The sequence below is a fragment of the Streptomyces violascens genome (genome assembly GCF_014649955.1).
Classification (GTDB): Bacteria; Actinomycetota; Actinomycetes; order Streptomycetales; family Streptomycetaceae; genus Streptomyces; species Streptomyces violascens.
In genome coordinates this window covers 1-21,169 of record NZ_BMUA01000007.1, presented here as the reverse complement: position 1 = coordinate 21,169, position 21,169 = coordinate 1, and the positions used below count along the sequence as shown (strand labels likewise).

General features: G+C 71.6%; 20 protein-coding genes. 12 read left to right on the top strand and 8 right to left on the bottom strand.

Annotated features, from left to right (window positions below; all coding sequences use genetic code 11):
• Positions 1-145 precede the first annotated feature (145 nt).
• Positions 146-1,102 (top strand): DeoR/GlpR family DNA-binding transcription regulator, encoded by a 957-nt coding sequence (locus IE206_RS16410; RefSeq protein ID WP_189962917.1) that lies wholly within the window; start codon positions 146-148, stop codon positions 1,100-1,102.
• Positions 1,103-1,115: 13 nt separating this feature from the next.
• On the opposite strand, the gene IE206_RS16405 is transcribed toward IE206_RS16410, so the two are convergent.
• A complete protein-coding gene (locus IE206_RS16405) occupies positions 1,116-1,694 on the bottom strand; it encodes a TetR/AcrR family transcriptional regulator (RefSeq protein WP_189962916.1) in 579 nt (192 codons plus the stop codon).
• A gap of 290 nt (positions 1,695-1,984) precedes the next feature.
• Positions 1,985-3,739 carry an acetyl/propionyl/methylcrotonyl-CoA carboxylase subunit alpha gene (locus tag IE206_RS16400; RefSeq protein ID WP_189962915.1) on the bottom strand — a complete coding sequence of 585 codons (1,755 nt, stop codon included), beginning with the start codon at positions 3,737-3,739 and terminating at the stop codon, positions 1,985-1,987.
• Between the two features lie 393 nt (positions 3,740-4,132).
• Between IE206_RS16400 and IE206_RS16395 the strand changes: the two genes are divergently transcribed.
• Positions 4,133-4,579, top strand: a complete 447-nt coding sequence (locus IE206_RS16395; protein ID WP_226598881.1) for a hypothetical protein — start codon at positions 4,133-4,135, stop codon at positions 4,577-4,579.
• A gap of 8 nt (positions 4,580-4,587) precedes the next feature.
• Here the strand turns inward: IE206_RS16395 and IE206_RS16390 are convergent, their stop codons facing one another.
• Positions 4,588-5,199: a Maf family protein gene (locus IE206_RS16390; RefSeq protein WP_189962913.1), complete on the bottom strand. Its 612-nt coding sequence runs from the start codon at positions 5,197-5,199 to the stop codon at positions 4,588-4,590.
• Positions 5,200-5,228: 29 nt separating this feature from the next.
• Positions 5,229-5,357: a morphogenic membrane protein MmpB gene (gene mmpB, locus IE206_RS43170; RefSeq protein ID WP_264198151.1), complete on the bottom strand. Its 129-nt coding sequence runs from the start codon at positions 5,355-5,357 to the stop codon at positions 5,229-5,231.
• 252 nt (positions 5,358-5,609) lie between these two features.
• On the opposite strand from mmpB, the gene IE206_RS16385 reads away from it, so the two are divergent.
• The gene (locus IE206_RS16385; protein WP_189962912.1) at positions 5,610-6,899 is read left to right on the top strand and encodes an SGNH/GDSL hydrolase family protein; all 1,290 of its coding nucleotides are present in this window, start codon (positions 5,610-5,612) and stop codon (positions 6,897-6,899) included.
• A gap of 370 nt (positions 6,900-7,269) precedes the next feature.
• Here the strand turns inward: IE206_RS16385 and IE206_RS16380 are convergent, their stop codons facing one another.
• Positions 7,270-7,476, bottom strand: a complete 207-nt coding sequence (locus IE206_RS16380; protein ID WP_189962911.1) for an acyl-CoA carboxylase epsilon subunit — start codon at positions 7,474-7,476, stop codon at positions 7,270-7,272.
• Positions 7,477-7,495: 19 nt separating this feature from the next.
• Positions 7,496-9,097: an acyl-CoA carboxylase subunit beta gene (locus IE206_RS16375; RefSeq protein ID WP_189962910.1), complete on the bottom strand. Its 1,602-nt coding sequence runs from the start codon at positions 9,095-9,097 to the stop codon at positions 7,496-7,498.
• Positions 9,098-9,247: 150 nt separating this feature from the next.
• On the opposite strand from IE206_RS16375, the gene IE206_RS16370 reads away from it, so the two are divergent.
• The 5 genes from IE206_RS16370 (at position 9,248) to hutH (ending at position 15,285) form a co-directional block, all read left to right on the top strand.
• Complete coding sequence (locus IE206_RS16370) at positions 9,248-10,108, top strand: biotin--[acetyl-CoA-carboxylase] ligase (RefSeq protein WP_189962909.1); 861 nt, start codon at positions 9,248-9,250, stop codon at positions 10,106-10,108.
• 115 nt (positions 10,109-10,223) lie between these two features.
• The gene (locus tag IE206_RS16365; protein WP_189962908.1) at positions 10,224-11,426 is read left to right on the top strand and encodes an adenylate/guanylate cyclase domain-containing protein; all 1,203 of its coding nucleotides are present in this window, start codon (positions 10,224-10,226) and stop codon (positions 11,424-11,426) included.
• Between the two features lie 40 nt (positions 11,427-11,466).
• Positions 11,467-12,255, top strand: a complete 789-nt coding sequence (locus tag IE206_RS16360) for an enoyl-CoA hydratase/isomerase family protein (RefSeq protein WP_189962907.1) — start codon at positions 11,467-11,469, stop codon at positions 12,253-12,255.
• Positions 12,256-12,341: 86 nt separating this feature from the next.
• Entirely contained in the window at positions 12,342-13,502 is a 1,161-nt protein-coding gene (locus tag IE206_RS16355) for a GGDEF domain-containing protein (RefSeq protein WP_189962906.1), read from the top strand.
• A gap of 241 nt (positions 13,503-13,743) precedes the next feature.
• On the top strand, positions 13,744-15,285 hold the full coding sequence (gene hutH / locus IE206_RS16350; protein ID WP_189963121.1) for a histidine ammonia-lyase: 1,542 nt from the start codon (positions 13,744-13,746) through the stop codon (positions 15,283-15,285).
• A gap of 120 nt (positions 15,286-15,405) precedes the next feature.
• On the opposite strand, the gene IE206_RS16345 is transcribed toward hutH, so the two are convergent.
• Positions 15,406-15,687 carry an LPXTG cell wall anchor domain-containing protein gene (locus IE206_RS16345; RefSeq protein WP_189962905.1) on the bottom strand — a complete coding sequence of 94 codons (282 nt, stop codon included), beginning with the start codon at positions 15,685-15,687 and terminating at the stop codon, positions 15,406-15,408.
• A 107-nt stretch (positions 15,688-15,794) separates the two neighbouring features.
• On the opposite strand from IE206_RS16345, the gene IE206_RS16340 reads away from it, so the two are divergent.
• Positions 15,795-16,121 carry a hypothetical protein gene (locus IE206_RS16340; RefSeq protein WP_189962904.1) on the top strand — a complete coding sequence of 109 codons (327 nt, stop codon included), beginning with the start codon at positions 15,795-15,797 and terminating at the stop codon, positions 16,119-16,121.
• 182 nt (positions 16,122-16,303) lie between these two features.
• On the top strand, positions 16,304-17,572 hold the full coding sequence (locus IE206_RS16335; RefSeq protein WP_189962903.1) for a L,D-transpeptidase: 1,269 nt from the start codon (positions 16,304-16,306) through the stop codon (positions 17,570-17,572).
• Positions 17,573-17,584: 12 nt separating this feature from the next.
• On the opposite strand, the gene IE206_RS16330 is transcribed toward IE206_RS16335, so the two are convergent.
• Positions 17,585-18,439 carry a helix-turn-helix domain-containing protein gene (locus IE206_RS16330; RefSeq protein WP_189962902.1) on the bottom strand — a complete coding sequence of 285 codons (855 nt, stop codon included), beginning with the start codon at positions 18,437-18,439 and terminating at the stop codon, positions 17,585-17,587.
• A 158-nt stretch (positions 18,440-18,597) separates the two neighbouring features.
• Here IE206_RS16330 and IE206_RS16325 point away from each other — a divergent pair, with 158 nt between their 5' ends.
• Both IE206_RS16325 and IE206_RS16320 read left to right on the top strand, forming a co-directional pair.
• The gene (locus tag IE206_RS16325) at positions 18,598-19,635 is read left to right on the top strand and encodes an NAD(P)-dependent alcohol dehydrogenase (RefSeq protein WP_189962901.1); all 1,038 of its coding nucleotides are present in this window, start codon (positions 18,598-18,600) and stop codon (positions 19,633-19,635) included.
• Positions 19,636-19,763: 128 nt separating this feature from the next.
• Positions 19,764-21,008: an AAA family ATPase gene (locus IE206_RS16320; protein ID WP_226598874.1), complete on the top strand. Its 1,245-nt coding sequence runs from the start codon at positions 19,764-19,766 to the stop codon at positions 21,006-21,008.
• The last annotated feature ends 161 nt before the right edge of the window (positions 21,009-21,169 follow it).

The window sequence follows — 21,169 nt, the reverse complement described above, 5'->3', positions numbered from 1 at the left end:
TGGGACAGGGGGTTGTCGAGGGCGGCGCGAGGCCTGTGAGTACCGGTCCGGACGTATACCACTCGATGACCCCCTTTGAGTGCATCTTCTGTTGTTCGGCGCAAACTGCTGAGAATATTCGGCCGCCCAGGTTACTGTCAGTTTCGTGTTCGCTGCAGAACGTCGCCAATTGATCCTCGAAATGGTGCGCGCCAACGGGGCGGTATCGCTCCGTGAGCTCGCCCGCGTCGTCCAGACCTCCGAAGTGACCGTACGGCGGGACGTGCGGGCGCTGGAGGCAGAAGGACTCCTCGACCGTCGGCACGGCGGTGCGGTGCTGCCGGGCGGGTTCACCCGCGAATCCGGCTTCCCGCAGAAATCCCATCTAGCGACCGCGGAGAAGACGGCCATCGCCGACCTCGCCGCCAGCCTCGTCGAAGAGGGCGAGGCCATTGTGGTCGGCGCGGGGACGACCACGCAGGAGCTGGCCCGCCGGCTCGCACGGGTCCCCGGCCTGACCGTCGTCACCAACTCCCTTTTGGTGGCACAGGCGTTGGCGCACGCCAACCGGGTCGAAGTGGTCATGACCGGAGGCACCCTGCGCGGCTCCAACTACGCCCTGGTGGGCAGTGGCGCCGAGCAGTCCCTCCAGGGCCTTCGCGTCTCCCGCGCCTTCCTGTCGGGGAGTGGACTCACGGCCGAACGCGGCCTGTCCACCTCCAACATGCTCTCGGCGTCCGTCGACCGGGCCCTCGTCCAGGCCGCCGCGGAGGTCGTGGTCCTGGCCGACCACACCAAACTCGGCACCGACACGATGTTCCAGACGGTGCCGACCGACGTGATCACGCGCCTGGTCACCGACGAGCCGCCGGGCCACGACGACCGTGCCGCCACCGAGTTGCAGGCCCTTGCCGACCAGGGCGTGCAGATCGCCGTGGCCGGCCCCGTGGGCACGGGCGGCGAGTCCACCCCCGGCCGTCCCCCGCGCCGCGACATGCCGCTCCCCGGCCAGCGCCGCAGCCACGGCCCCGGTGCGGGCCCGCAGTTGCGCAGCGCGGCGTCCATGGGCGAGCCGCAGGGGCCGGGGGAGCGGGCACGGGTCGCGGATCTGCGGCGGCGCTGAGGCGGGGGGCCTTCTACCCCTTCAGGCCCCGGTAGGTCAGGGCGAGCAGGCGGTCCGCCAACTCGGGGTCGTCCGGGGACTGTTCGGCCGCCAGGGCGATCGCGTTGGTCAGCTGCATGAGGTCGGCGATGGTGACGTCGGCTCGTACGGAACCGGCTTCCCTGGCCCGTACGAGCAGGGCGTCGCCCGCCTTCCGCATCGGCTCGCTGCACCTGGCCAGGGCCGAACTCGCGTCGCCCGAGGCCGACATGAGGGCGCGGGCCAGGCCCCGGTACACCCCGGCGTGCGTGATGATGGCGCGCAGCCACTCGATGAGCGCGGTGCAGGGCTGCTCGGCGTCCAGCAACTCCCTTGAGCGGTCGAGGAGTACGTCCACCTCGCTCTGGAACACCGCGCTCAGCAGGGCGTGGCGGGTGGGGAAGTGCCGGTACAGGGTGCCGATGCCCACGCCGGCCCTGCGGGCCACGTCCTCCAGGGAGGTGTCCGTGCCGCGTTCCGCGAAGGCGGTGCGGGCTACGGCGAGCAGGCGGTCGTGGTTGCGCCGCGCATCGGCCCTGAGGGGCCGAACCCCAACCCCCGTTTTCCCATCCATGCCCCCAGCATGCCACCCGTGCCCGCCCGGGGGCGGGCGGTCAGCTGTGCCGGTGCTCCGCCCCGGACCCCGAGGCCCCCACCCCTTCCCGAGACCCCTAGCAGCGCCCATGCCGGCCGGCACCGGAGCATCTCAGCCTGTCCGGCGATTGAGGACGAGCGCCCTCAAGGCGCGAACGGGGCCTGGGGCGGAGCCCCAGGAAACCCGGCTCAACCAGAGGCGGGGCGGGGTGGGGGAAACGCAGGAGCCCCGGCCGAAAAGGTGGCCGGGGCTCCCTGGGACGCTGTGCGTCAGTCCTTGATCTCGCAGATCATCGCGCCGGAGGAGACGGACGCGCCGACCTCCGCCGAGAGTCCCTTGATCGTGCCGGAGCGGTGTGCGTTCAGCGGCTGCTCCATCTTCATGGCCTCCAGGACGACGACGAGGTCGCCCTCGTTGACCTGCTGGCCCTCCTCGACCGCGACCTTGACGATCGTGCCCTGCATGGGCGAGGCCAGGGTGTCGCCGGAGGCAGCCGAACCGGCCTTCTTCGCGGCGCGGCGCTTGGGCTTGGCGCCGCCGGCCGCGGCGGTGCGGGCCAGCGTCATGCCGAGCGAGGAGGGCAGGGAGACTTCCAGACGCTTGCCGCCGACCTCGACGACGACCGTCTCGCGGCCCGGCTCCTCGTCCGTCTCTGCGTCGGCCGGAGCCGTGAACGCCGGGATCTCGTTGACGAACTCGGTCTCGATCCATCGGGTGTGGATACGGAACGGGTCCGCGGTGAACGCCGGGTCCGCGACCACCGCGCGGTGGAAGGGGATCGCGGTGGCCATGCCCTCGACGTTGAACTCCGCCAGCGCACGCGCGGCACGCTGCAGCGCCTGCTCACGGGTCGCGCCGGTCACGATCAGCTTGGCCAGGAGCGAGTCCCAGGCCGGGCCGATCACGCTGCCGGACTCGACACCCGCGTCCAGACGGACACCGGGACCGGTCGGCGGTGCGAACACGGTCACCGTGCCCGGCGCGGGCAGGAAGCCGCGGCCCGGGTCCTCGCCGTTGATGCGGAACTCGAAGGAGTGCCCGCGCACGGCCGGGTCGTCGTAGCCGAGCGCCTCGCCGTCGGCGATGCGGAACATCTCGCGGACCAGGTCGATGCCGGTGACCTCTTCGGTGACCGGGTGCTCGACCTGCAGGCGGGTGTTGACCTCCAGGAAGGAGATCGTGCCGTCGGTGCCGACCAGGAACTCGACGGTGCCCGCGCCGACGTAGCCGGCCTCCTTGAGGATGGCCTTGGACGCGGCGTACAGCTCCGCGTTCTGCGCCTCGGTCAGGAACGGCGCAGGGGCCTCCTCGACCAGCTTCTGGTGGCGGCGCTGGAGCGAGCAGTCACGGGTGGAGACGACGACCACGTTGCCGTGGGTGTCGGCCAGGCACTGGGTCTCGACGTGGCGGGGCTTGTCGAGGTAGCGCTCGACGAAGCACTCGCCCCGGCCGAACGCCGCGACGGCCTCGCGCACCGCGGAGTCGTACAGCTCGGGGACCTCTTCGAGGGTGCGGGCGACCTTCAGGCCGCGGCCGCCGCCGCCGAAGGCAGCCTTGATCGCGATGGGCAGGCCGTGCTGCTCGGCGAACGCGACGACCTCGTCCGAGCCCGAGACCGGGTCCGGGGTGCCCGCGACGAGCGGGGCACCGGCGCGCTGGGCGATGTGACGGGCCGCCACCTTGTCGCCGAGGTCACGGATGGCCTGCGGGGGCGGACCGATCCAGGTCAGACCCGCGTCGAGGACCGCCTGGGCGAACTCGGCGTTCTCGGAGAGAAATCCGTAGCCCGGGTGGACCGCGTCCGCTCCCGAATCGGCCGCGGCCGCGAGCACCTTGGCGATGTCCAGATAACTGGCCGCCGGAGTGTCACCGCCCAGAGCGAACGCCTCGTCCGCCGCCCGGACATGCAGCGCATCCCGGTCCGGATCGGCGTAGACGGCTACGCTCGCGATCCCGGCATCCCGGCAGGCCCGGGCAACACGGACAGCGATTTCGCCACGGTTGGCGATGAGCACCTTGCGCACGATGGCTCCCTCCTTGAAACAAGCTGAGTTTAGGGAAGCCGCACACTGGCTTACGACCCATCCCCAATGGTGAGCTTGCCCACACGGAGTGTGATTCGAGGCACGCTCAAGTCGCGAAATCCCTTGTCGCACCACGGTACGCCGGGCTCCCGTACCGCACAGTAGCGGTGCGGTGTGGTCAAGGTCTCTGTCTCCGAGGCCCTCAGGTCGCCGGGTTTCTTTGTGGAGTCCCTACGAATGGCCGAATGATTCTTTGCGACCCGGCCCTCGCGGGGCGAGGCACTTCACCCAGGGTCGGCCACCGTTGTTGTCCAGACTCTTGTACGACCCCTTACCGGTTAGTAGCGTGCGGATCATCGCCGTACTAGGGGTAACAGGGGGGTGTCGCGCGTGCTGCGTCGACCGATCGCCATCGTGGCCGCGCTCATTCTCTTCGCCGAGGCCTGCGCCGTCGTGCTCGTCAACTGGGTGCTGGGCAAGGTCGCCGACAACCAGCACATGTCCATGGCCGGGCTCGATCCGGACGCGATATCCACCGGAGCGTGGGTCGCGGGCGCGCTGTTCGGGATCTTCCTCGCGGCCTGCGGCATCGTCCTGCTGACCATCGGCATCCGCGACCGCGCCCCGGGCCGCTTCGCCCGTATCGCGGTGATCGCCTGCGCGGTGGTGCACGGCGTGCTCGGCGCGCTCACCGTCGGCCTGGTCGGCTGGGCCGCCTTCGGGTACCTGATGGTGGTGCTCGCGCTGCTCGTCTTCGTACTCCTGGCGTACGTGAAGGAGCGCCCCGAGCCCGAGCCCAAGGATGGCGGGGCCCCCGGCGGAGCCCCGGCCGCCGCCTGACCCCGGCGCTACACCCAGAGGTCGGTGATCGAGACGCCGAGCTCGGCGAGCAGCTTGCGCAGCAGGGGCAGCGAGAGCCCGATGACGTTTCCGTGGTCGCCCTCGATCGAGTCGACGAAGGGCGCCGAGCGGCCGTCGAGCGTGAACGCCCCTGCCACGTAGAGCGGTTCGCCGCTCGCCACGTACGCCGCGATCTCCGCGTCGGTGGGCTCGCCGAATCGTACGACCGTCGACGCGGTCGCCGAGGCACGCTCGCCGGTCGCCGTGTCGATCACGCAGTGCCCGGTCTGCAGCACGCCGGAGCGGCCGCGCATCGACTTCCAGCGGGCCGTCGCGTCCTCGGCGTCGGCGGGCTTGCCGAGCGCCTGGCCGTCGAGTTCGAGCACCGAGTCGCAGCCGATGACCAGCGCGTCGGCGGCCTCGGGGCGGCCGGCCACCGCGTCCGCCTTCGCCTCGGCGAGTACGAGGGCGAGCTCGGCGGGGCTGGGTGCGGTCAGGGCGTCCTCGTCGACGCCGCTGACGATCACCTCGGGCGCGAGCCCGGCCTGGCGGAGCAGCCCGAGCCGGGCGGGCGATTGGGAGGCGAGGACGAGGCGGCGCTGAGCAGTCATGGGCGCCATCGTAGGCGCCCGGACTCGGCCCCGGCCCCTCAGTGCAGGCCGGCCACGAGCATGGCGATCACCATGGCCAGGGCGAGGAACAGGCCCGCCCGGCGCATCATGGCCTGGGCGTCGCGCAGTTCCTTGGGCGGCTCGTTCTCCGGGTCTGACCACAGCATGTAATCGATAGTGGGACCAGGGCTGTTGGAGCGCCTGAGTACGGGTACTCAAGATGCCCCGTGTCAATTGACCAATTGCGGACCGGTACTTCATCTCCCGTTCATGCGCGGCACGCACCGGCCGACCCCCACCCGCTCCGTAAACGGTCCACGGGTTCCATTAGCAAGCGAGGGCTGTTACTGTCCCGAGTTAACGGAACCAGTGAACCATTAAGGGTTGCGGTTGGTCCGTCGTGAACAGGGGAGATCGCCATGAACAGGTCCAGGATCGACAAGGGCGGGGTCGGCGGGGTCGGGATCGGCAGGGGGGTCCGCCGGGGCGGTGTCCCGCTGGCCGCCGGTGCTGCCGCGCTCGCGCTGCTCGCCGGGGCGCAGCCGTCCTCCGCCCGGCCCGTCGCGTGGGGTGCGGCGTGGGCCGCGTCGCCCCAGCTCCCCTCGACCGGGTTCACCCCCAACTGGTCGCAGGAGGGCTTCTCGCACCAGAGCGTCCGCCAGGTCGTGCGGGTCACCGAGGGCGGCGACCGGCTCCGCATCCGGCTGTCCAACGCGTACGGCACCTCACCGCTCGCCCTCACCGGGGCCACCGTCGCCAAGGCCGGGCAGCGTGCGGACGTACAGCCGGGCTCCGTAAGGGAGTTGACCTTCGGCGGCAGGAAGTCCGTGAGCGTCCCGGCGCACGGTGAGCTGCGCAGCGACGCGGCCCGACTCGGCCTGGAGCGGCTCGATTCGGTGACCGTCACCCTCTACTTCGCCGGAACGACCGGGCCCGCCACCTTCCACGCGCAGGGCTTCGCCGACACCTACCGGGCCGAGGGCGACCACCGGGCGGACCCGTCGGGCCGCGCCTTCACCGCGACCAGTCGGTCCTGGTACTACCTCTCCGGCGTCGAGGTCGGCGGCGGGGCGAGGCGTGACGGCGTCGCCCTGTTCGGGGACTCCATCACGGACGGCTTCGGCTCGACCACGGGCGCCAACCGCCGCTACTCCGACGCGCTGGCCGAACGCACCGGCCGGCCCGTCCTCAACGCGGGCATCGGCGGCAACCTCGTACTCAACGACTCGGCCTGGTACGGGGAGCGGTCCGCCGCGCGCTTCGGGCGGGACGTGCTCGACCAGCCCGGCGTCTCGACGGTCGTCGTCCTCGAAGGCGTCAACGACATCGGGTTCAGCGAGGCCCAGAAGGGGCCGAAACCGCAGCCCACGTACAAGCCGGCGCCGGTAGTCTCCAGTGCCCAACTCATCGACGGCTACCGGGAGTTGATCCGCCAGGCGCACAGCAGGGGGCTGAAGGCGGTCGGCGCGACGCTGCTGCCGCTCAAGGGGTCGGACCACTGGGGTGAGCACTCGGCGCGGGTCAGTGACGAGGTGAACGAGTGGATCCGTACGTCTGGTGCGTTCGACGCGGTGGCGGACTTCGACAAGGCGCTGGCCTCGAAGGCCGACCCCGATCGGCTCGCACCGGCTTACGACTCGGGGGACACGCTGCACCCCAACGACGCGGGGTACCGGGCGATGGCAGAGGTGCTGGCCAAGCTCCTCTGACCACCCCCTGGGGCTTCGCCCCAGACCCCGGGCGTCTTCCCACCCGCCCGTGCAGGGGGTTGGGTGGTTCGGTTCCTGGGGCTGCGCCCCAGACCCCCGCGGGGGCGGAGCCCCCGCACCCCCGTTCGCGCCTGTTCGGCGCTCGTCCTCGAACTCCCCCAAGGCCTTAAGGGCCAGGGGGACCCCCATGACAGGCTGAAATGCCCCCGGCACCGACAGCGCTGGGCGCCCTGCAGGGGCGCGGGGAACTGCGCGATCAGCCACGCGCGGTCCGCGGCCGAAGGTGGGTTTCAGGGGTGCGGGGAACTGCGCGAAAGGCCGCAGACGGGCCGCCGTCGGAAACCCCGCACCCCTCAGCCCGGCCGACCGCTCACGCCGGCCAGTACGTGCGGGCCCACGTACGAGCCCCGGGTCGGGGCAGGGCGCGCCCGGCGATCCGCGCGGGGTCGGACCACCCCTCCGGTGTCCGCGCCGCGGTGGACGCGGACGAAGCCGTCGCCGCGGCGCGCGCCTGGACCACCGCGAGTGCGGCGGCCAGCTCCTCCGGGGTCGGGTTGCCCCGTACGACCTTGATCACAGCGGCTCCTTACCAGGGCCTAGAGGGGGATGTTGCCGTGCTTCTTCGGAGGGAGGGATTCCCGCTTCGTACGCAGCTGACGCAGGCCCTTCACGATGTGGGCGCGGGTCTCCGACGGCATGATCACCGCGTCGACGTAGCCCCGCTCGGCCGCGATGTACGGGTTGAGGAGCGTGTCCTCGTAGTCCGCGATCAGTTCGGCCCGGGTCGACTCCTGGTCGGAGGCGGCCGCGATCGTGCGGCGGTGCAGGATGTTCACCGCGCCCTGCGCGCCCATGACCGCGATCTGCGCGGTCGGCCAGGCCAGGTTGAGGTCGGCGCCCAGGTGCTTGGAGCCCATGACGTCGTACGCGCCGCCGAACGCCTTGCGGGTGATGACGGTGATCAGCGGGACCGTCGCCTCGGCGTACGCGTAGATCAGCTTGGCGCCGCGCCGGATGATGCCGCCGTACTCCTGGTCGACCCCGGGAAGGAAGCCGGGGACGTCGACGAAGGTCAGGACCGGGACGTTGAACGCGTCGCAGGTGCGCACGAAGCGCGCGGCCTTCTCGGAGGCGTTGATGTCGAGGCAGCCCGCGAACTGCATCGGCTGGTTGGCGACGATGCCGACCGGGAAGCCCTCGACGCGGCCGAAGCCGGTGACGATGTTCGGCGCGAACAGGGCCTGCGTCTCCAGGAACTCGCCGTCGTCCAGGACGTGCTCGATGGCGGTGTGCATGTCGTACGGCTGGTTCGCGGAGTCCGGGATGAGGGTGTCGAGCTCGCGGTCCTCGTCCGTGGTCTCCAGGTCGGCCTCCTCGGGGAAGGCCGGGGGCTCGCTCAGGTTGTTGGACGGCAGGTAGGACAGCAGGGACTTGACGTACTCGATCGCGTCCTTCTCGTCGCCCGCCATGTGGTGCGCCACGCCCGAGGTCGTGTTGTGCGTGCGCGCGCCGCCGAGCTCCTCGAAGCCGACGTCTTCGCCGGTGACGGTCTTGATGACGTCGGGCCCGGTGATGAACATGTGCGAGGTCTGGTCGACCATCACCGTGAAGTCGGTGATCGCGGGGGAGTACACCGCGCCGCCCGCGCACGGGCCGACGATCAGGGAGATCTGCGGGACGACGCCCGAGGCGTGCACGTTGCGGCGGAAGATCTCGGCGAACAGGCCGAGCGCGACCACGCCTTCCTGGATGCGCGCGCCGCCGCCGTCGTTGATGCCGATGACCGGGCAGCCGGTCTTCAGCGCGAAGTCCATCACCTTGACGATCTTCTCGCCGTAGACCTCGCCCAGCGAGCCGCCGAAGATGGTGAAGTCCTGCGAGTAGACGCACACCGGGCGGCCGTCGACGGTCCCGTACCCGGTGACCACGCCGTCCCCGTACGGGCGGTTCTTCTCGATGCCGAAGTTGGTCGAGCGGTGCCGGGCGAACTCGTCCAGCTCGACGAACGAGCCCTCGTCCATGAGCAGGTCGACCCGCTCACGGGCCGTCAACTTGCCCTTGGCGTGCTGCTTTTCGATCGCGCGCGCGGAGCCGGCGTGGGTCGCCTCGTCGATGCGGCGCTGCAGATCCGCCAGCTTTCCGGCGGTGGTGTGGATGTCGACGGTGGCGTCGCTCTGGGCGTTTTCCGGCTCGGACATCGGGATGCGGCTCCCTGCCTGGTCACGGGGTGGCTGGCTGTTGACTCGTAGGCTGGCTACTGACTCGTAGGGTAGTGGCGCCGATACGGTTCGGCAGTGCGGCGTTTGCCACACCCGGGGCGCCTTGCAATTGCGGCCTAACCTGGCTGCATGACACCCCCGGACGCTTCCGACAGCCGCTGGTCCGACCTCGACCGGCCGCCCCTGAACGCCACCGCGCTGCGCCGCGCCCTGCTGCGGCCGGACGCGCTGTGGACCTCCCTGGACGTGGTCACCGCGACCGGCTCCACCAACTCCGACCTCGCGGGGAAGGCGGACGAGCTCGGCGAGGGCGCGGTCCTGGTCGCCGAGGAGCAGACCGCGGGGCGCGGGCGCCTGGACCGGCGCTGGTCGGCGCCGGCCCGCTCCGGGCTCTTCTTCTCCGTACTCCTGAAGCCGGGCGCGTCGGTGCCGGTCGAGCGGTGGGGGTGGCTGCCGCTGCTCACCGGCGTCGCCGTGTCGACGGGGCTCGCGAAGGCGGCGGGCGTCGACACCGCGCTGAAGTGGCCCAACGACCTCCTTGTCACTGTGGACGGGGACGAGCGCAAGGCGGGCGGGATCCTCGCCGAGCGGGCCGGCGCGGACGGCGTCGTCGTCGGCATCGGCCTCAACGTGACCCTGCGCGCCGACGAACTCCCCGTTCCCGGCGCGGGCTCCCTCGCGCTCGCCGGAGCCGTCTCCACGGACCGCGACACCCTGCTGCGCGCGGTCCTGCGCTCCCTTGAGCAGTGGTACGGCTCGTGGCGCGCGGCATCGGGCGACCCGGCGGCAACCGGCCTCCAGGAGGCGTACGCGGCGGCCTGCGCGACACTGGGCCGCACGGTGCGGGCGGAGCTGCCCGGCGGCCAGTCGGTCGAGGGCGAGGCGGTGGCGGTGGACGGCGACGGACGGCTGGTCCTTGCCACGGCGGAGGGCGTGCAGCGCCCGGTGGCGGCGGGAGACATCGTCCACCTGCGGCCGGCCGCACCCTAGGCGGGTGGAGTGGTCGCTCCCGGGACGTGAGCTACGGCACACCTGCCGTATCGTTGAGCCCGATCCAGCGACAGATCGGCAGGGCAGTGCGCAGGCAACGGGCAGGAGGCGGCCGGTGACCGTCGACGAGACACGGTCCGGTGCGGGCGCCGGTACCGGTACCGGCGGCAGCTCCGGCGGCGCCTCCGGCACCCCTTCGGACCCCCCGTCCTCCGCGTATCCGACGCCGCACCACGCCGTCGACCACACCGCCGAGCCCACCGACGACCCGCTCGCCATCCGGCTCGAACAGCTCATCCTCGGTGCCGACCGGCGCTACACGCCCTTCCAGGCGGCCCGTACCGCGGGCGTCTCCATGGAGCTGGCGTCCCGGTTCTGGCGGGCCATGGGGTTCGCCGACATCGGGCAGGCCAAGGCGCTCACCGAGGCCGATGTGCTGGCCCTGCGCCGGCTCGCCGGACTCGTCGAGGCGGGGCTGCTCAGCGAGCCCATGGCGGTGCAGGTCGCGCGCTCCACGGGGCAGACCACCGCCCGGCTGGCCGAATGGCAGATCGATTCTTTTCTGGAGGGTCTCACCGAGCCGCCCGAGCCCGGCATGACCCGTACGGAAGTCACGTACCCGCTGGTCGAGCTGCTGCTGCCCGAGCTCGAAGAGTTCCTGGTGTACGTGTGGCGGCGCCAGCTCGCCGCCGCGACCGGGCGTGTCGTGCAGGCCGCCGACGACGAGGAGATGGTGGACCGCCGCCTCGCGGTGGGCTTCGCCGACCTCGTCGGTTTCACCCGGCTCACCCGGCGGCTGGAGGAGGAGGAGCTCGGCGAGCTCGTCGAGGCCTTCGAGACGACCGCCGCCGACCTGGTCGCGGCGCACGGCGGGCGGCTCATCAAGACGCTGGGCGACGAGGTCCTGTTCGCCGCCGACGACGCGGGCACGGCCGCCGAGATATCGCTGCGGCTCATCGAGACCATGGCCGGCGACGAGACGATGCCCGCCCTGCGCGTGGGCATCGCGTTCGGCACCGTCACGACCCGCATGGGCGATGTGTTCGGTACGACCGTGAACCTCGCGAGCCGGCTCACCTCGATAGCCCCCAAGGACGCCGTCCTGGTCGACGGGGCGTTCGCCGAGGAGCTGGCCCGTACCGGAGACGCGCCCGTCTCCGAGGCGCAGGCCGCCCAGGACGCGCTGGCCGCCGAGAAGGAGGGCGAGGAACCGGCCCCCGTCGCGAAGTACCGCTTCCAGCTCCAGCCGATGTGGCAGCGCCCGGTGCGCGGCCTCGGAGTCGTGGAGCCCTGGCTCCTGCACCGCCGCGAAGCCTAGGATCGGCCCCGACGTAACGTTCGTTAACGGAGGGGTTTCCATGGCTGAGCAGCGGTTCGGGGAGTTCGTCGTCGTACGGCGCGAGGGGTACGTCGCCGAGCTGGTGCTCGACCGGCCCAAGGCCATGAACGCGGTGTCGACGGAGATGGCCCGTTCCATCGCCGCCGCCTGCGAGGCGCTCGGCGCCGACCCGGACGCCCGGGTCACCGTGGTGACCTCCACGAACGAGCGGGCGTTCTGCGTCGGCGCGGACCTGAAGGAGCGCAATTCCTTCAGCGACGCCGAGCTCGTCCGCCAGCGCCCCACCGCCCGGGCCGCCTACACCGGCGTGCTCGAACTGCCCATGCCGACGGTCGCCGCCGTGCACGGCTTCGCGCTCGGCGGCGGCTTCGAGCTGGCGCTCGCCTGCGACGTGATCGTGGCCGACGCGACCGCCGTGGTCGGGCTGCCCGAGGTGTCGGTCGGCGTCATCCCCGGCGGCGGCGGTACGCAGCTCCTGCCGCGCAGGGTCGGCGCGGCCCGCGCCGCCGAGCTGGTCTTCACCGCGCGCCGCGTCGAGGCCGCGGAGGCAAGGGAGTTGGGGCTCGTCGACGTACTGGCCGACGACGCCCGTACGGAGGCGCTCGCGCTCGCCGGGCGGATGGCGGCCAACTCGCCCGTCGGGCTGCGCGCGGCGAAGCGGGCCATGCGGCTCGGCCAGGGACTCGACCTGCGGGCCGGCCTGGAGGTCGAGGACGCGGCGTGGCGGTCGGTGGCGTTCTCGGGTGACCGCGCGGAGGGCGTGGCCGCGTTCAACGAGAAGCGGAAGCCGGTGTGGCCCGGGGAGTGATCCCCCGGTGGCGGCGTGTGTGCGACGGCGTATGCGCGCCGACATTCCAAGGGCCAAAACCTCCCAAACCTCCCTAAGCTGGATGAATGGGTGGACAGGATGCCCGGCTGCGGGCCGTGGTTTCGCTGGCGCAGGCCATGGCCGCGGCGCACACGCCGCGGGAGTCCTGGCGCGCCGCGGCGCTCGGCGCGCGGGACGCGCTCGGCGGGAACTTCACCGCGCTCTCGGTGTGGGAGCGCGAGCTGGGGCTCCTTCGGGTGCTGGTGAACGAGGGCGAACGGGCCCACGGGGAGGAGGAGTTCCCCGAGGACGAGACGTATCCGGTGCACCAGTTCCCCGAGATCACCGAGTTCCTGCACGAGCGCTGGGCCGGCGGCGGCGAGCCCAACGCCTGGGTCGAGACGGCCGCCGATCCTCCCGGGGGCGGGGCTGGGTACGGACATGCGGGGGGACCTCCCAGCGGTAGCTGGGGGAGGGTCGCGGCGCTGCGCCGGCGCGGCCGGGGCTGCTGCGTGGTCGCCCCGATCGTGATGCACGGGCGGGCATGGGGCGAGTTGTACGTGGCGCGGCCCGTCGGGGCGCCCGTCTTCGATGCGGCCGACGCGGACTTCGCCACGGTGCTCGCCTCCGTGGTCGCCGCCGGTCTTGTCCAGACCGAGCGCCTCGAAGAGGTGCGCCGCCTGGCCTTCACCGACCCGCTCACCGGGCTCGCCAACCGCCGCGCGGTCGACATGCGCCTCGACGAGGCGGTCGAGCGGCACCGGGCCGACGGCGCGGTCGTCAGCCTTGTGGTCTGCGACCTGAACGGGCTGAAGCGGGTCAACGACACGCTGGGCCATGCGGTGGGCGACCGGCTCCTGGAACGCTTCGGGTCGGTCTTGTCGCTGTGCGGGGCGATGCTGCCGGGTGCGCTGGCCGCGCGGCTGGGAGGCGACGAGTTCTGCCTGCTGTCGGTGGGCCCCTCCGCCGACGAGGTCGTGGCCGTGAGCGATGAACTCTGCCTGCGGGCAGGGGAGTTGGAGCTGGGCGAGGGGGTCGCGTGCGGAGTGGCCTCGACGGGCGACCCCATCGGCCCGATGCGCTCGGCCCGCCGCCTGTTCCGCCTCGCGGACGCGGCCCAGTACCGCGCGAAGGCCGCGCGCTCGGCGAAGCCAGTGGTGGCGGGCCGGGACGGAGCGGTCCTGCGCCTGGCGGACGCCCCGCCTTCTGCCCCGCATGACCGGCGGAGGTTCCGTGGCCGGAGCTGAGGGCTTCCGCGTGCGGGCGGTCGGGTGCGGACCGTGGGTGGCTGGGCGCGCAGTTCCCCGCGCCCCTGGCGCTCCCGGCCCGACCGGTGCCGTCCCGCCGGTGGGGTTTGAGCACTTCCGCGTGCGGTCGGTCGGGTGCGGGCCGTCCGTGGGGCTCAGGGCTGTCCGATCCGGTAAGGAGCCACCTCCTCCTCTGCTAGTGACATGACGAGATTCAATCCGTAGGGTGCTGAATATGGATATGCACACTGTCGTGGTGGGGACCTCCGGGACCACCCCCGAGGACGTCATCGCCGTGGCCCGCGGCAACGCGAAGGTCGAGCTCTCCGCCGGGGCGCTCGACGCGCTGGCCAAGGCGCGCGAGATCGTCGACGCGCTGGCCGCCAAGCCGGAGCCGGTGTACGGCGTCTCCACCGGCTTCGGTGCCCTGGCCTCCCGGCACATCAGCCCCGAGCTCCGCGCCCAGCTCCAGCGCAACATCGTGCGCTCGCACGCCGCCGGCATGGGCCCGCGCGTGGAGCGCGAGGTCGTGCGCGCCCTGATGTTCCTGCGCCTGAAGACCGTCGCCTCCGGCCACACCGGCGTCCGCCCCTCCGTCGCGCAGACCATGGCCGACGTGCTCAATGCGGGCATCACCCCGGTCGTCCACGAGTACGGCTCGCTCGGCTGCTCCGGCGACCTCGCGCCGCTCTCGCACTGCGCCCTGACCCTGATGGGCGAGGGTGACGCCGAGGGCCCCGACGGCGTCGTGAAGCCCGCCGGTGAGCTGCTCGCCGCGGCCGGCATCGAGCCGGTCGAGCTGCGCGAGAAGGAGGGCCTCGCCCTCCTCAACGGCACCGACGGCATGCTCGGCATGCTGTGCATGGCCATCGCCGACCTGAAGAAGCTCTACACCTCCGCCGACATCACCGCGGCCCTCACCCTCGAAGCGCTCCTCGGCACCGACAAGGTCCTGGCGCCCGAGCTGCACGCCATCCGGCCGCACCCCGGCCAGGGCGCCTCCGCCGCCAACATGCTGGCCGTGCTCAAGGGTTCGGGCCTGACCGGGCACTTCCAGGAGGAGGAGGCGCCGCGCGTCCAGGACGCGTACTCGGTGCGCTGCGCCCCGCAGGTCAACGGCGCCGGCCGCGACACCATCGCGTACGCCCTGACCGTCGCCGAGCGCGAGCTGGCCTCCGCCGTCGACAACCCGGTGGTGCTGCCGGACGGCCGCGTCGAGTCCAACGGCAACTTCCACGGCGCCCCGGTCGCCTACGTCCTGGACTTCCTCGCGATCGCCGCCGCCGACCTCGGCTCCATCTCCGAGCGCCGCACCGACCGTCTCCTCGACAAGAACCGCAGCCACGGCCTGCCGCCGTTCCTCGCGGACGACGCCGGTGTCGACTCCGGGCTCATGATCGCCCAGTACACGCAGGCCGCCCTGGTCAGCGAGATGAAGCGGCTCGCGGTGCCCGCATCCGCCGACTCCATCCCGTCCTCCGCCATGCAGGAGGACCACGTCTCCATGGGCTGGTCGGCGGCCCGCAAGCTGCGTACCGCCGTCGACAACCTGACCCGCATCATCGCCGTCGAGATGTACGCGGCGACCCGCGGCATCGAGCTGCGCAAGGGCCTCACCCCCGCGCCGGCCTCGCAGGCCGCCATCACCGCGGTTCGCGCGGCCGGCGTCCAGGGCCCCGGCCCGGACCGCTTCCTCGCCCCCGACCTGGCCGCCGCCGACGCCTTCGTGCGCGAAGGCAAGCTCGTCGCCGCCGTCGAGCCGGTGACGGGTCCGCTCGCCTGACCCACCCCCGCTCCTACGGCAAGGGCCGCCCTGGATCTCGTATCCCGGGCGGCCCTTGCCGTAAGGGAAGAGATCCCGACTTCCGCACGTACGGCGGAAGTTGAGGCACCCACAGTCAGGTCAGCAGGTCCTCGATCTGCGGACCGAGTACGTCACGAACCCCGCCCCCAGTCCCAGGAACAGCGTGCCGCCGACCAGGTAGGGCGAGGTGTTCGCGCCGCCGGTGTCGGCCAGCGCGAGGGGGCCTTCGGCTGGGGCGGGGGCGGCCCGGAACTCGGAGTGCGCGGGGGGCGTCGAAGGGTGCTGTTCGTCCGTCGCGTTGGCGGACGGGACGAACCAGAGGGCGCAGAGCAGGGTGCCCGCCGCGGTGGCGGTGAGCAGGGGGCGACGAGCGACGGACAAGTGAGCGATCCCCTTGCGAGTACCTCGAATTGGCGGGATGCGCTGATGCTAGTGAAAGCAGCGGGTCGTGGGAAAGTCGCGGTCCGCTCGAGCCCTACGCTCCCCGCATGAGCGAAGAAGAGACATCACGGTATGTGCGCCTCCGCGTCGATTTGGTCCTGGAGATCGAGGACGCCGGGCAGTTGGCGGAGGCCGCCCTGGAGCGCATCGCCGAGGATCCGGCGATGCGGCCCGAGGAACGTGCGCATGCCGAGGCGGCTGTACGGGAAGACGGAGCGGAGGCACTCGCCTACCTCGTGGATCCCGTGGACCTCGTGGAGGCGCTGCCGGGTGCGGAGCTGGTCCAGGCCTCCTGGAGCAGCGAGCGGGTCGGCTACGACCCCGACGACGAGGAATGGGACCTGGACGAGGAGGACGGCAATGACGAGGACTGACGGCCGCTGAGGAGGCGGGGCGGGCGGGCGCGAGGTGTACGGGAACGACCTTTTGGTGATCTTGTACCGTCCCGCCCCGACCCGTCCGCCGGTGCGTGGTGTGCCCCACATTCACCCCCACTGCGGAACTGCGCCAGGCAGTCTGATGTTCTAGTCGTGATGGCTTGGGGGACGAGGCGACGATGGAGAAGCGTGTGAAGACGGAGAGTAAGCGCCGCAAGCAGGGTCTCGCGGCGGCGTGCGCGGTGCTCGGCGGCGTACTGGTCCTTTCTGCGTGCAACGACGGCGGCGGCACGAACGCCAAGGCCGACAGCTCGTCGTCTGCTCAGGCGGCGGCGGACAAGGCGGCCGAGAAGGACACCTCGGACGCCAAGATCACCATCGCGCCCAAGAACGGCGCGGACAACGTCGGCATCAACAGCGACACCAAGGTCACCGTCGCCGACGGCAAGCTGACCGATGTGACGCTGACCTCCGCCGACGGCGCCAAGGTCGCCGGAAAGATATCCGCCGACGGCCTGAGCTGGGCGCCCGAGAAGGCCCTGAAGCGTTCGGCGACGTACAAGATCACGGCGACCGCGGCGGACGCCAAGGGGCGCCAGGCGCACGAGAACGCCTCCTTCACCACCGTCTCCCCGAAGAACAGCTTCATAGGCAACTTCACGCCCGAGGACGGATCCACCGTCGGCGTCGGCATGCCGGTGTCGGTCAACTTCGACAAGGCGATCACCAACAAGAAGGACGTCCAGGCCAAGATCACGGTCTCGTCCAGCAGCGGCCAGGAGGTCGTCGGGCACTGGTTCGGCTCGCAGCGCCTCGACTTCCGGCCCGAGCAGTACTGGAAGGAGAACTCGACCGTCACCATGAAGATGGACCTGGACGGCGTCGAGGGCTCCAACGGCATCACCGGCGTCCAGGAGAAGACGGTCACCTTCAAGATCGGCCGCAACCAGGTCTCCACCGTCGACGCCAACACCCACACCATGACCGTCACCCAGGACGGCAAGGTCGTGAAGACCATCCCGATCTCCGCGGGCTCGCCCGAGCACCCGACGTACAACGGCCAGATGGTGATCTCCGAGAAGTACAAGCAGACCCGCATGAACGGTGCCACGGTCGGCTTCACCGATGACGACGGCAAGGGCGAGTACGACATCAAGGACGTGCCGCACGCCATGCGCCTGTCCGCGTCCGGCACTTTCATCCACGGCAACTACTGGGGCGCCAAGTCCATCTTCGGCAGCGCCAACACCAGTCACGGCTGCGTCGGCCTGGCCGACGTCAAGGGCGCGGGCGACGACGGCACCATGGCCGCCTGGTTCTACAACAACTCGATCACCGGCGACGTCGTCATCATGAAGAACTCCCACGACAAGACCGTCCAGCCCGACAACGGCCTCAACGGCTGGAACATGAACTGGGCCCAGTGGAAGGCCGGCTCCGCCGTCTGACCCGAGGGCCTTTCAGGTTCGTACCGGCTGCTCGGCGCTCCAGCTGCCGAGCAGCCGCAGCGACTCCGCCGACTTCGAGCCCGGCTCCGCGTGGTAGGTGACCAGCGACAGGTCGTGCGCGTCCGGCAGCTTCAGCGTCTCGTACGCCAGCGTCAGCTCACCCACCACCGGGTGGCGCAGCCGCTTCACGCCGTGCCCCTTCTCGGCGACGGTGTGCGCCGCCCACATCGAGCGGAACTCCTCGCTCTTGACCGACAACTCGCCGATCAGCGCGGTCAGTTGCGGGTCGTCGGGATAGCAGCCCGCGCACAGCCGCAGCACGCTCACCACGTCGACGGCCTTGGCGTGCCAGTCGACGTACAGCGAACGCGAAGCCGGGTCAAGGAACACGTGGCGCGCCAAGTTCCGTTCCTGCGGCGGCAGTTGGGACAGGTCGCCGAGCAGGGCGGCCGCCATCCGGTTCCAGCCGAGGATGTCCAGGCGCGGCCCGACGAGGTACGCGGGCACGCCCTCCATCGCGTCCATCAGCTCCTGCAGCGCCGGACGGAACTCGTGCGCCCGCGCGGCCGAGGCGCGCTTCTTCTTCGCCTTGCCCTTGGCGAGGTGGGTCAGATGGTTCTGCTCGGTGTCGGTCAGGCGCAGCGCACGCCCGATCGCCTCCAGGACCTCCACCGACACGTTCTGCGCGTTGCCCTGCTCCAGGCGCGTGTAGTACGCCACCGACACCCCGGCCAGCTGGGCCAGCTCCTCCCGGCGCAGGCCGGGCACCCTGCGGTGGCGCCCGTGGTCGGGCATCCCCACGTCCTCGGGCTTCAGCCGGGCCCGGCGGGAGCGGAGGAATTCGCTGAGTTCGGCGCGCTGGTCCATGACACCCAGTATCCGAGGTCACCGGCCTGGTCGTACGACCGGGAGCCTGACCCTGTCGGTGGTACGCACGCTGGACGTAGGCAGAACAGGGGCCTGGGTGGCGGGCGGGAGAAGGGGCACGCTGGACCGCGTACCCCAAAGATCTGAGGAGAACGGCAATGACCACCGTCGCCGCCTACGCCGCCCCCGCCGCCAAGGCTCCCCTGGAGCGCACCACCATCGAGCGCCGTCCGGTGGGACCGAACGACGTGCTCATCGAGATCAAGTACGCCGGTATCTGCCACTCCGACATCCACCAGGCGAACGAGGGCTGGGGCGAGGCCATCTTCCCGATGGTGCCCGGCCACGAGATCGCCGGCGTGATCACCGAGGTCGGCTCCGCCGTCACCAAGTTCCAGGCCGGAGACCGTGCGGGCGTCGGCTGCTTCGTCGACTCCTGCGGCACGTGCGAGGCCTGCCTCTCGGGGCAGAACCAGTTCTGCCAGGACGGCGTCTCGACGTACAACGCGATCGGCCGGGACGGCAAGCCCGCCTACGGCGGCTACTCCACGCACATCGTCGTGGACGCCGACCACACCCTGCGCATCCCCGACAGCATCCCGCTGGACGTCGCGGCCCCGCTGCTCTGCGCCGGCATCACCCTGTACTCGCCGCTCAAGCGCTGGCAGGCCGGCCCCGGCAAGAAGGTCGCCATCCTCGGGCTCGGCGGCCTCGGCCACATGGGCGTGAAGATCGCGCACGCGCTCGGCGCCGAGGTGACCGTGCTCAGCCAGACGCTGCGCAAGAAGGACGACGGCCTGGGGCTGGGCGCCGACCACTACTACGCGACCAGCGACGAGGACACCTTCAAGCAGCTCGCGGGCTCCCTCGACCTGATCGTCTCCACCGTGTCCGCGCCGCTCGACCTGGGCGCGTACCTCTCGCTCCTGAAGACCGGCGGCGCGTTCGTCAACGTGGGTGCCCCCGAGGAGCCGAACTCGCTCAACATGTTCGGCCTCATCGGCGGCAACAAGATCCTCGCCGGTTCGATGATCGGCTCCATCGCCGAGACCCAGGAAATGCTCGACTTCTGCGCCGAGCACAGCCTGGGCGCCGAGATCGAGCTGATCCGCGCCGACCAGATCAACGAGGCGTACGAGCGCGTGCTGGCGAGCGACGTGCGCTACCGGTTCGTGATCGACACCGCGACGATCTGATCCCGGCCCGGCTGTGGTGCCACGGCCCCGGAGGCGATGACTGCCTCCGGGGCCGTTCGCATGCGGCCGCTTGCCTTCGCGGCGGCCCGGGGAGGCGGACCCGGACCGCCCTCCTTAGGCTCGACCGCATGATCCGCACCCTCGCCGTCGAGAACTACCGGTCCCTGCGAAGGCTCGTCGTGCCGCTCGGGCGCCTCAACGTCGTGACCGGGTCCAACGGCACCGGCAAGTCCTCCCTCTACCGGGCGCTGCGGCTGCTCGGCGACTCGGCCCGGGGCGGCGCCGTGGCCGCGCTCGCCCACGAGGGCGGGCTGCCCTCCACGCTGTGGGCCGGTCCCGAGAAGACGGGCCGCGCGGTCCGCGAGGGCCTGCACCCGCTCCAGGGCACGGTGCGCAGCGAGCCCGTCAGCCTGCGCCTCGGCTTCGCGGGCGACGAGTACGGGTACGCCGTCGACTTCGGCCACCCCGCCCCGGACGACAACCGCTCCCTGTTCAACCTCGACCCCGAGATCAAGTCGGAGGCGATCTGGAGCGGCCCGGTGCTGCGCCCGACCGCGCTGCTGTCGGAGCGCAGGGGCGCCGCCGTCAAGGTGCGGGCCGCCGACGGCACCTGGCACCGTTCGCACGGCGCGCTCCGTCCGTACGACTCGATGCTCGGCGAGCTCGCCGACCCGCAGCGCGCCCCCGACGTGCTCGCCGTGCGCGAGCAGATCCGCGCCTGGCGCTTCTACGACCACGTACGCACCGACGCGCACGCCCCCGCCCGCAGCGCCCAGGTCGGCACCCGCACCCCGGTGCTGAGCGCCGACGGCGCCGACCTGGCGGCCGCGCTCCAGACGATCCGCGAGATCGGCGACCGCGACGCGCTGGACGAGGCGGTGGACGCCGCGTTCCCCGGCAGCCGCGTCGAGATCGGCCTGCTCGGCACCCGCTTCGAACTCCAGCTGCGCCAGCACGGACTGCTCCGCCCCCTCGCCGCCGCCGAACTCTCCGACGGCACCCTGCGCTATCTGCTGTGGGTCGCGGCGCTGCTCACCCCGCGCCCGCCCGAGCTGCTCGTCCTCAACGAGCCTGCACCCCGACCTGCTCGCCCCGCTCGCCGACCTGATCCGTACGGCCACCAAGCACTCCCAGATCGTGGTCGTCACCCACGCCCGCCCGCTGGCCGCCGAACTCTCGCGCGGGGCCGAAGTCATCGAACTGGTCAAGGAGTTCGGGCAGACGGTGGTCGAGGGGCAGGGGCTTCTGGACGAGCCGGCGTGGCACTGGCCCAAGCGGTAGCCGCAGCCGGGGGTTCCGGCGGGGTCCAGTGCGGGGCGTGCAGGCAGAGGCCTGTGACGATGAGCGCGAGGCCCGACCAGGCGGGCGCCTGAAGCCGGACCACCTGGCCCGGATGCGCGCGGCGAACGCGGCGTTCGTGCGGGGGGGTGCCCCTATGACTTTGGTCAAGGGGTCGGGGCGGGTTGGGGGTCGTAGAAGGTGCCGTCGCGGAGCATGGCGAACAGGACGTCGGCTCGGCGGCGGGCGAGGCAGA